At 64.4% G+C, this 10679-nt stretch carries 10 protein-coding genes; 6 read left to right on the top strand and 4 right to left on the bottom strand.

Annotated features, from left to right (window positions below):
- On the top strand, positions 1 to 433 hold a 433-nt coding region (locus tag CKO28_RS25645), incomplete at its 5' end, for an oxidoreductase dimerization domain-containing protein (RefSeq protein ID WP_437127660.1).
- Positions 434 to 492: 59 nt separating this feature from the next.
- Here CKO28_RS25645 and CKO28_RS25640 read toward each other — a convergent pair.
- Entirely contained in the window at positions 493 to 771 is a 279-nt protein-coding gene (locus CKO28_RS25640) for a hypothetical protein (RefSeq protein ID WP_200343954.1), read from the bottom strand.
- A 235-nt stretch (positions 772 to 1006) separates the two neighbouring features.
- Positions 1007 to 1483, bottom strand: coding sequence for a hypothetical protein (locus CKO28_RS25635; protein WP_200343953.1), 477 nt, complete (start codon positions 1481 to 1483; stop codon positions 1007 to 1009).
- Between the two features lie 259 nt (positions 1484 to 1742).
- Here CKO28_RS25635 and CKO28_RS25630 point away from each other — a divergent pair, with 259 nt between their 5' ends.
- The 3 genes from CKO28_RS25630 to CKO28_RS25620 all read left to right on the top strand — a co-directional run bounded on the left by CKO28_RS25630 (position 1743) and on the right by CKO28_RS25620 (position 3964).
- Entirely contained in the window at positions 1743 to 2768 is a 1026-nt protein-coding gene (locus tag CKO28_RS25630) for a DUF3179 domain-containing protein (protein ID WP_200343951.1), read from the top strand.
- 43 nt (positions 2769 to 2811) lie between these two features.
- On the top strand, positions 2812 to 3330 hold the full coding sequence (locus CKO28_RS25625) for a hypothetical protein (RefSeq protein ID WP_200343949.1): 519 nt from the start codon (positions 2812 to 2814) through the stop codon (positions 3328 to 3330).
- A gap of 439 nt (positions 3331 to 3769) precedes the next feature.
- Positions 3770 to 3964 carry a hypothetical protein gene (locus tag CKO28_RS25620; RefSeq protein ID WP_200343947.1) on the top strand — a complete coding sequence of 65 codons (195 nt, stop codon included), beginning with the start codon at positions 3770 to 3772 and terminating at the stop codon, positions 3962 to 3964.
- 454 nt (positions 3965 to 4418) lie between these two features.
- Here the strand turns inward: CKO28_RS25620 and CKO28_RS25615 are convergent, their stop codons facing one another.
- Positions 4419 to 6221: an NAD(P)/FAD-dependent oxidoreductase gene (locus CKO28_RS25615; protein ID WP_200343945.1), complete on the bottom strand. Its 1803-nt coding sequence runs from the start codon at positions 6219 to 6221 to the stop codon at positions 4419 to 4421.
- 438 nt (positions 6222 to 6659) lie between these two features.
- Here CKO28_RS25615 and CKO28_RS25610 point away from each other — a divergent pair, with 438 nt between their 5' ends.
- Both CKO28_RS25610 and CKO28_RS25605 read left to right on the top strand, forming a co-directional pair.
- Entirely contained in the window at positions 6660 to 7892 is a 1233-nt protein-coding gene (locus CKO28_RS25610) for an MFS transporter (protein WP_200343943.1), read from the top strand.
- A gap of 349 nt (positions 7893 to 8241) precedes the next feature.
- A complete protein-coding gene (locus CKO28_RS25605; protein ID WP_200343941.1) occupies positions 8242 to 9243 on the top strand; it encodes a DUF6880 family protein in 1002 nt (333 codons plus the stop codon).
- 98 nt (positions 9244 to 9341) lie between these two features.
- Here the strand turns inward: CKO28_RS25605 and CKO28_RS25600 are convergent.
- A partial coding sequence (locus CKO28_RS25600) for an IS1380 family transposase (RefSeq protein WP_437127659.1) occupies positions 9342 to 10679 on the bottom strand: 1338 nt, incomplete at its 5' end.

The following is a 10679-nucleotide window of genomic DNA, read 5'->3' as shown; positions in this document are numbered from 1 at the left end:
CAACGTCCTGGCCCATCGACGGCGCACGCCGCTCAGCGTGGTCTTTACCGAGCCCAACATCGCCACCGTCGGCCGCAGCTACGCGGAACTGCAGCACATGCCCTGCGAATTCGCGGTTGGCGAGGTGGACTTCGCCGACCAGGGCCGCGCGCGCGTTATGCGCGTTAATGAGGGCGTTCTTCGTGTTTACGGGGAACAGGGAACGGGCCTTTTCCTGGGCGCAGAGATGATCGCGCCGCGCGGCGAGCATCTGGCGCATCTGCTGAGTTGGGCCGCCCAGAGCCGGCTGGACGTGCCCACGATGCTCGACATGCCGTTCTACCACCCGGTCATCGAGGAAGGTGTTCGGACCGCTTTGCGCGATCTGTGCGCCAAACTGCGGCTCCGCCCGGCCCCGCCACCCCGGTCCATCGATTGCGGGCCCGGCAGTTGATCCCTGTACCACCGCATGGCGGGTCGGGTAGCCGGTCAAGATACACGCTCTGATTTCGCCTACGAGCCGACAGTCAGGCACGTAAAGCGCCATTCAGCATGAGGAATGCCGAGGATGCCGTTCCGTTCTTGGCCTCGAACATGGATCGCGGGAACTGATGGCCAGGAGCATTTCTCGTGCATTGCCTCGAAGGCTTCCGGGTCACTTGGGCTACATAGCCCAGCGCAGCGCGCCGGGTTCGTCACCGTGTAGAGTACGTTGCCGCCGCGCACACGCTCAATCGAAGGTGCGGCACACCCGGCAAGCATGACGATCAGGGCTATGTAGGCATAACGCATCGCCTGTCTTCCTTCGGGCGGATAAGCTTGGCCCGCCAACCGGCGACAGCGTTGGCATCTGAGCGCGATCGCGTGCCATCCCGGGAATTTGTTGGCGTTCAGCCAGTAGCGGCGCCGATCGCCGCCACGATGTCTTACCGACCGGCAGTCGAAAGCCGCCGTATCATGGTCCCTGGCTGACAATGGCGCGGGCCGGCGGCACGCCGGCCGCCGGTCCGCGCACCAAAGGCGAGGTTTAAGACAGACGCTTGCGGGCGACTGTGAAGCCACCGGCGACGACAAGACCGTAGACGACGTGCCCGACAAGCGCTGCCCACATCATCGCGCCCATGCCGAGCAGGAAGGGCAGGCCGGACGCCGGCGCGACGATGCCGATGGCGAAGAACCAGGTGACGATGCCCAGGATCGCGCCGTCGGCGATCCAACCAAGGCTTTTGAACCGAGTTACCAGAAAGTAGGCAGCCGGGTAGGCGATCACGCCGGTGGCGATGTGCACCGCTTGGGCGGCCGTCTGGCCGATCGGCAGACCGATGACGTTGGCGAACAGGCTCTTGGCCAGACCGGTCGGCTGCAGGGGCCCGCCGATCCACGCCGGCGCGATCGCGCGGGCGAAGATTTCCCAGGCGAGCAGTGCGGCGACCGCGGCGATCACCAGGGCAGTCCCGGTGCGGACGTCAATCCGAGCGTTCTGGGTGACGGTAGCGATGGACATGGCGAAGCCTTTCTCGGTTGGTTCAAGTATGGTTCCAGATGCGGCCGGGGTCTCCCGGCCTGTCGCTCAGGTCCATTTGCCATCATATGTCCGTGTCGGTGGTGAGCCGCATCACACTTAACGCACCCGTGATGCCGCGTGAGGTTCGGCGCCTCGCGTAAAGCCACGATACTTCAAGGCACCGTGAGAACCGTTTGCTTAATGCTGCGACCATCTACCAAGTACCCCTAAGGTACTTGAGTACAGGAAGGTCATCATCATGCCAAAGAAGCTGGATCGTCGTTCGCTTTTGAAAGCGGGCCTAGCGACGGGCGCGGTCGGTTCCGTCGGGGCCGGTATCCACGGGATGATGCGGCCGGGCGACATCTTCGTCGGCGCGTCGCACGCCGCAACGCCGCCGCCTTTCCCGACCGGGGACACACGTCCCGTCCAGGCGGCGTTCGACACCTATCGTGACGCGATGCAATCGGGCGGCCCCGGCAAGGACGGCATCCCGTCGATCGACGATCCGGTGTTCATCGAGGCCCACGCAGCCGACTCCCTCGATGACGGCGACATCGTTTTCGGCATCGAGCCTGAGCGGGATCGGCCCAAGGCATATCCGCAGAAAATCCTCGTCCAGCACGAGATCGCCAACGACCGCGTGGACGGCACCGGGCTAGCGGTGACGTACTGCCCGCTCACTGGGACCGCGATCGGGTTCGCGCGCCAAGACATCACGTTCGGTGTCTCTGGGCGGCTCTTGAACAGCAACCTCGTCATGTACGACCGCGCAAGCGATACCTGGTTCCCACAGGTGCTCAGCGTCGGGATCAAAGGCCCCCATACCGGCGCGTTCCTCAGAGAATACCCGATGGTTTGGACGACCTGGGGCCGCTGGCGGCGCAAGCATCCTGACACGCGGGTCCTCTCCACGGACACCGGCTACTTCCGCAACTACCAGCGGGATCCGTACGGCAGCTACAACCCGGTCGCCGGGTACTACGAGCCGGACAGCCGCCTCATGTTTCCGGTCCTGAACCGTGACAACCGGTTCCCCGCCAAGCACATGGTGCTGGGAGCGCGGACGTCCGGCGGTGCGGCCGCGTTCAGCCTCGATCGACTGAGCAAGGATGGCCGGATCGAGGCCGAGGTCGGCGGCGAGCGCTTGGTGGCGAGGTACGAAGCGGATCTCGATACCGGATACGTCCACCGCAAGGGCGCGAGCGGAGAGCGAATCACCGCTTTCCAAGCCATGTGGTTCGCCTGGTACGCCTTCTATCCGGAGACAGCCGTTTATGCGTGACGTAGTCCGCGATCTCCTTCGCGATCCCGCGAGCTGGTTCACGGTGCTGGGCGTAACGCTTGGCTACCTGATCCTGTTCCAGTTCGCGCTCGGGGATCTGGCGATGAGCGACCGGATGCGCGGCATCTCGGGCCAGATCGCTCGAACGTGGCCGGACCTGTTGTTTCAACAACGCGGTCTGTTGCGCTTCGAGCCGATCGCGATGCTCAAGGGCCCCTTCTTCACCTGGACGATCTCGCCCATCAACATCGCCATCGGTGTCGTCCTGGGCGGGCTCATCGGCGGACAGATCGCCCTCGCCCGGTACGCCCGGACGTGCGCGCGAGCCTGCGGCCTACATCCGGCCACCGGGATGCTCGCCGGACTTCCGGGCCTGCTTGCCGGCGGAGCATGTTGTGCGCCCACGCTCGGTCTACTGCTCGGCCTCCAGATGACGTCCGGTCTGCTCACGTTGAGCCAGTGGCTGATCCCCATCGCTTTCGTGTTGGTGGCAATCGGGTTCGGGCTGACGCTGCGGGTGGTCCGGGAGCGATGCGCCGGATCGGTGCTGCAGTCGACTTGACGGGAAGCACAGGGCCGCCCATCGCGGCGAACGGCACTTTGTCCCCTATCCGATCGCTGCTCACCGTTTTGGAACCTTGTCGTCGCGCGCACGCCAAGTCGGCTACGAACCGCGAAGTGTAATGACTCGGCCGACCGAACAGATCAGGCATGTCACGTGTCCGCGAGGTGTGATGGCTACCACACCGCAATTTACCGCGGCCGTCCGATAAGTGCAGACGAAGCGGTTCTCTAACGAGGAAGATTGCGATGCGTCCGACCTCACCGATAGCCTGCCGATCCGAAGCGCCGTTTTTGCTCCGCGAGAAACTGAACCGACCGTTGGTGACGGGCTCGTTGGAGGTCGATTGGTCCGGTGGATCGGTGCTGCGGCAACGGACCGCCGAGATCCCTCATCGGCTCGCCCAACGCGCCGATATGCGAGGCATAGGAAGCGACGCATGAATCAGCGTTGGCGCCATGCCGGCCCCGAACCGGATATCAAAGATCTGTTGAGCGATCCGATCGCGGCGCTTCTGCGGGCACGCGACGGTCTGACACGACGGGAAGTGGAGCGTGCCGTCGCGGTCGCCCGTGGCAAACGGGCCTCCGAGTCTGAGATTAACGGCGGCATCGAGCCTCAACCCGACGCTTAGGCTGACCAGCCCGTGCAGGATTTGGGTGGAGCCGCACTCAGCTGCCAAAAAGCCGACAGAAACAGCTCATGGAGCGGGGGCTTGTCGGGCAAAACAGATCGCGACCCGAAATGTCCTTTCGTATCACGGCGTGCCGAGGCCACACGGGTTGGACCAGTTTCCACCAGACGAGAATGGCGCGCAATTCGTTCTACGAAACAAGCGAAGGTCCGAGCGGCCTCGTGTCCGCTGGCCAGAGCCCGTCACCGTCCCCGACCGGAAGCTGGTCGGGTTCAACGTCGAAACCTGTCATGAGGTCTGACAGGTCTGTCTGTCGACCGACGTTACCGGCAATTAGGCGCTTAGCCGTGGGGGCGAGGCAGACCCTGTCGGGTGCGCTCGCCCTTGGCGTAAGAGGCCGGGGCAGTGGCCTACTCTCTGCACTGCTGCCCCGGCATGAGGCGAGCGCGCCGTTCTAACTCAGATGATGGACCTCCTGGAGCCCGTGCACGGGTGTGGGGATGCCCTCCATCCGCGCCTTCAGCTGCAGCGACAGGAACTGTGAGTAGTGCCGCGACTGGTGCAGGTTGCCGCCGTGGAACCACAGGGCTTCCTGCTGGGTCGGTTTCCACATGTTGCGTTGCTCGCCTTCCCACGGACCAGGGTCCTTCTTGGTGTCGGAGCCGAGACCCCAGCACTTTCCGACCTTGTCCGCCACGTCCTGGCCGATCAAGTCGGCGGCCCAGCCGTTCATCGAGCCGTAGCCGGTGGCGTAGACGACCAGGTCGGCTTCGAGCTCCGTGCCGTCGGACAGGACCACCGAGGTTTCGCTCAGATGATCGACGTCGACCCCGCTCTTCAGCTTGATTGAGCCGTCGGCGACCAATTCCGACGCGCCCACGTCGATGTAGTAGCCGCTACCCCGGCGCAGGTACTTCATGAACAGCCCGCTATCGTCGTCGCCGAAGTCGAGCATGAAGCCCGCCTTCTCCAGCCGTTCGTAGAAGTCGGCATCGCGCTCGCGGATCTGGTCGTAAATCGGCTTCTGGAACTGGCTCATGATCCGGTAGGGCAGGGAGGCGAAGATCAGATCCGCCTTCTGCGTGGTCATGCCGCTGCGCACCGCTTCTTCGGAATAGAGCGCGCCAAGGCCGAGCTCCATCAGCGAGTCTGACTTGACCACGTGGGTCGAGGATCGCTGGAGCATGGTGACGTCGGCGTCGTGTTCCCACAGCGCTGCACAGATGTCGTGCGCGGAGTTATTGGATCCGATCACGACCACCTTCTTCCCGGTGTAGGCATCCGGACCAGGGTGCTCGGAGCTGTGCTGCTGCTCGCCGCGGAAGCGGTCCATGCCGTCGAACTGCGGAACGTTCTTTTTGCCGGACATACCGGTCGCCAGCACCAGTTGCTTGGGTCGGAGCGCGACTTCCTCTCCATCACGTTCGACAATCACCGTCCACGTCTGGCTGTCCTCGTCGAACTGTGCGCTCTTGCAGGTGGTGGCGGTCCAGTAGTTCAGTTCCATTACCTTGGTGTACATCTCCAGCCAGTCGCCGATCTTGTCCTTGGGCGAAAACACCGGCCAGTTCGGCGGGAACGGCAGGTAGGGCAGATGGTCGTACCAGACTGGGTCGTGCAGGCAGAGCGACTTGTAACGGCGCCGCCAGCTGTCGCCGGGGCGCTCGTTCTGTTCGACGATGATCGTGGGCACCCCCAGCTGGCGTAGTCGGGCGCCGAGCGCGATGCCGCCCTGACCGCCGCCGACGATCACGACATACGGCTGTCGGGTGCGGCCGAGGTTGGCGAGTTCCTCTTCGCGCTCCTCTTTCCAGCTTTTCTGGTTCTTCGCCGCGCCGTGCTTGGCGCCCAGCGGGCGTTCGTAGCCCAGCGGCTCCTCGTGGCCCTTGAGTTCGCTCATCGTCGTCAGCAGCGTCCAGATCAGGCCATCCTTCAGGCGCAGCAGTCCATACCCGCGCGCGACTGCGGTCTCGAAGGTGAACCAAGCGGTGATCACGCCGTCTTCGTCGGCGACCGGTTCCCGGCCGTCCAGAGCCCACCCGTACGGATCGGTCGTGTCCAGCTGCTGGCTCAGCATGTCGCGGACCTGGTCCTTGCCTTCCGCCGTGTAGAGGTTCCAGGTGAAGGTGACGAGGTCGCGCCAGTAGCAGTCCTCCTGAAACAAACCGACCGCGCGGTCGATGTCGCGATCGGCGAGCGCTTCTCCGAATTCGTCCAAAAGATGCTTCGCCCGGCCTTCCGCAGTGACGTCGAGCATGAGCTCCTCCCCAGTGTTTTGCGCGGTTTTACGCAGCCGCTATTCCCAAGGGCGGAAGGCTAACCGAATTGCGCTTACAAAGCGATGTCGAGTGGTGGGCGGACGGCGCATTTGACAGTCGGCAGCCGTTAAACTCATCGTTTATGTGTGCTTTGCTGTTTCACTGGCTGATAACGGCCGGAAACTACCGGCTGTTATCGGGCGAACCGTGGCGGGTTGATCTTTGAAACCCGCCACTAAAGTGGGGGTTGCGGGTCAATCGGCCATTACCCGAAGCGGTCATAAGTGCTGGATTTTTCGGACTGCTTGTCAGTTTCTAAGAAATAAAGGTGGTAATTGTGATTTAGAATACGTGAAGCTACATTAACTCACAATAAATTGATTAGATCTCTATGTTCTCCCTGTTAGAGACAAAATGTTTTAGTAGGAGGTCTATATATGAATATCTATACGAATGCTACGGTCGACGCCACGGAAGCCGCATCTGAGGACCCGCATGGGTGCTGGTGGGGGCTCGCGGTGCTCGCCTCGGCCATGCTGTTCGGCATGACGACCTGGTTCTCGGCAACCGCGGTGGTGCCGCAACTCGGCACCGTCTGGCCGATCACATCTGGGCAGGCGGCGTGGCTGACTATTGCCGTGCAGCTTGGCTTCGTGGTGGGCGCGCTTGGATCAGCGATCCTCAACATGGCCGACCTGATCGCGCCGCGGCGGCTCATGCTTTACGGCGCCACCGGCGCGGCGGCCAGCAACGCCCTGCTGCTCGCCGCGCCCGATGTCTCCGTAGCGATCGCCCTGCGCTGCTTGACCGGGGTGTTTCTGGCCGGGGTCTATCCGCCGGCAATGAAGGCGATGTCTACGTGGTTCCGTTTCAAGCGCGGGACCGCCCTGGGGGTCATGGTGGGTGCCCTGACCCTCGGCTCCGCCACGCCGCACCTGGTGAATGGTTTGGGTGGACTGCAGTGGCAGCTGGTGATCGTGGTGACCAGCCTGCTCACCCTAGCGGGCGGTCTGTTGGCCGAGGTTGTGGGACGCGACGGCCCCTTCCCTTTTCCGAGGGGCCGCTTCGACCCGCGCATGGCCTGGCGGGTGTTTACCGACCGCGGCGTGCTGTTCGCTTCCCTGGGGTACTTCGGCCATATGTGGGAACTTTACGCCATGTGGGCGTGGTTCTCGGTGTTCATGGGCGACACCTTGAGCCTGCAAGGTGTCGGCGCGGCAGGCCGCTGGTCGGCCATCGCAACCTTCGCCGTCATCGGTATCGGCGCCGTTGGGTGCTGGCTGGGCGGCGTGCTCGGTGACAGGCTGGGTCGCGCCAGGGCGACAATTCTGGCGATGACGATCTCCGGAGCCTGCGCGCTCGCCATCGGCTTCCTGCAGACTGCTCCTATCCCGGTGATTCTCGCAGTGAGTCTGCTCTGGGGGTTCTGGGTGGTCGCCGACTCGGCCCAGTTCTCCACAGCGGTCACCGAGATCGGCCGCCAGGACTACGTGGGCACCGCGCTCACGCTGCAACTGGCCATTGGCTTCATCCTCACTATTCCCACGATCTGGGTCGTCCCGTTGATCGAAGAGGCCGTGGGGTGGCGCTTTGCCTTCGCCATCCTGGCCCTAGGCCCAGTGGCCGGCATCGTGTCCATGCGAAAAATTCGGCTGCTGAAATCGACCTGATGTAATTCCTTGTACGACTGCGTCCGGCAGAACATGACCCGAGGCTGCCGACATCTGATTGGCGTGGGGCGTCGGGAATCCATCATAAAGCGGTCGACACGACCGCCCCATTCTACCTGGTCGGTCCATGCGTCGGCGCTAATCGCTGCACCTTGGCCGACGATCGTGTACAGATCGCGATGTAGGGGTCGTAGAACGTGACACGCTCCACCGAGCGCGCGAGGACCTCTTGCTCCTGGGTTGGCGACGCCGTCGTCATCGAGGCCGAAACCCTGCTACACGTGCCCACGTCCGCGGACCGTCCGCCGGTCCCGGTCGGCCGTTTTACCAGGAACGCACGCGAGTCCGCATGGCTTCGAAGAAGACGCTGAACACGCAGAACCTTGAACGTCTGGGGGTGCGCCGGCTGGCGGAACTGCTGATGGAGATCAGCCAGGGCGACGGGGCCGCCAAACGGCGCCTGCGGCTCGAACTGGCCGGCGCCGCGGGGTCCGACGACGTCGCTCGCGAGGTCCGCAAGCGCCTCTCGACCATCGAGCGCTCGCGCTCCTTTGTCGACTGGCAGCAGCGTAAGGCGCTCGTGAAGGATCTGGAGACACAACGCCAGGCGATCGTGGAGCAGGTGGCCAAAGAGGACCCAGCGACCGCGCTCGATCTGATGTGGCGTTTTCTCGGGCTGGCGCACTCGGTTTTCGAGCGGTGCGACGACAGCGACGGCTCCGTCGCCCGGGTCTTCCAGAGCGCCTGCAACGATGTGGCCAATCTCGCCGAGGCGGCGAACGCCGACCCCGAGGAACTGGCCGAACGTGCGTTCAACACGCTGACCAACAACGCCTACGGCGAGGTCGACGACCTGATCCCGCTGCTGGCCCCGCACCTCGGCGACGGCGGCTTGGCGCACCTCAAGGCGCGGATGGAGGCCTGGGCCGAAGAGACGCCGGGGCGGCCGGCTGAGGAAGACCGTCAGGTCATCGGCTACAGTTCTTCAGGTCCGATCTACGCCGACGACATCGATCGACGTCGCCGCGAGATGGCCGCCCGTCAGGCTTTGCAGCAGATCGCCGACGCTCAGGGCGACGTCGAGAGCTTCATCGCCCAGTACAGCGACGCCGCGCGGCGAGCCCCGCAGATCGCCGCGGCGATCGGTGAGCGCTTGGTTGCCGCCGGTCGTCCGGCGGACGCGTTGGCGTACCTCGACGCGGTGGATACGAAGCGGGCGGCCTGGCTGCCGGTCGAGTGGGAAGAGGTGCGGGCTAACGCGCTGGAAGCGCTAGCCCGATCTATTCATGAACGGGCGCTCAATTTCCCGCTGCACATGGCGTTTTCAACCGGCAGGCGTATCGGCACGTGAAAGCGCCGCCGGAATCGGCGATTTTTCGAGACTCTCGATGACGGCGGCGCTGGGGGTGGACGGTCAGTCGGCGGCGGCCGGGCACATCGCCCGGGCCGCTACGGCGGCGCGATGAGCTGCGGGATTTTCGCGCCAAGCAGTCGTGCGATCGCCTGGTCCGGATAGGCGGACGGGAGCTGGACGACGACCCGGGTCGCGTACTCCGTGACCTTCGCGGCAAGCTTCAGCAACCGCAGCCGGATGGTGTCGAACTGGGCTTTTCGCCACTGGGAGCGCTTCGGCGCGAGGGTCCGCAGGGTCCAGAGAAGCCAGTAGGCCGCGGCGTGCAGGAAAAGGCGCATCTGGTTCGCCGTCGCCCGGCTGCAGGAGGTCCGGTCGCCGGCCAGGTGGGTCTTGAAGGCTTTGATATGATTTTCCGCCTGTCCTCTCCGACAGTACACGTCCTCGTACAGCCCGCGCGGCTTGCCCTTTTCCAGGTTGGTGACGATGAACCGCGTGTCCGTGCCCTGCGGCCCGACCTCCACGCGGGCGATGATCCGCCGGGCGCGGTTCCAGCTGGCGGCCGCGTCGTAGAACTCCTTGCAGCGGCGCAACTTACTGCCGTCGCCGGCAGCGAAGCGCTCGGCCGTGCTCGTCTCCAGCGTCTCGACATGACGCCGCAGGGTCGAGGTGGTGCCCAGGCCGAAGATGTAGCCCACCTTGTTGGCCTCGCAGTACGCCATCGCCTCCGGGCAGGCGTAGTGGCTGTCTCCGCGCACCAGGATCTCGACCCGCGGCCAGATCGACCGGATATGCCGGATCAGGCGGCGCAGGAACGCGCGCACCTGACGCCCGTTCGGCCGCTTGGCCGGGCGGATCATCGCGGCGACCAGCCGGCCGGCATCGTCGAACACCAAGATCGGCTGGAAGCCGTAGTCGTCGTAGTGCGCATTGAACAGGCGAAGCTGCTGATGGCCGTGAACTGCGTCGAACGTGTCGTCGACATCGAGGACGATGCGCTTGGGCACCTTCGTGAAGGAGCCGGTGTACTGCTCGACCAGCGCGCCGGCCATGCGCAGCAGAGCGCGCACATCCGGGGCGTTCTCCATCCGCGAGATGGTGGGCTGCGAGCAGAGATCCGGCTCGGACGGCAGCCGCTCGGTGGCCATCTTGAAGACCGGATCGTGGCGCAGGCTGGTGGCGTCGTTACCGTCCTCGTAGCCGGCGGCGATCATGAGCATCCGGAAGCGCAAGATCGCTGCCATCTTGTGGTCCACCCGCTCGGGATCGCGCGTGTCGACCAGGCAGCCGGCGAGCCGGTCGGCCAGACCGATCCGTTCCTCGACCTCGCGCAAAAGGAGAAGACCGCCGTCGGAGGACATCTCGCCGCCGTCAAATCGGGCGAGCACACGCTTGCCCGAGACAGGTGACAGGCCCGGCAGTTCAGGGGTATGTTC

It is taken from the genome of Rhodovibrio sodomensis, assembly GCF_016583645.1.
Taxonomy (GTDB): Bacteria; Pseudomonadota; Alphaproteobacteria; order Kiloniellales; family Rhodovibrionaceae; genus Rhodovibrio; species Rhodovibrio sodomensis.
The sequence above is the reverse complement of the archived record's forward strand: the minus strand, read 5'-3'. Positions and strand labels throughout refer to the sequence as shown.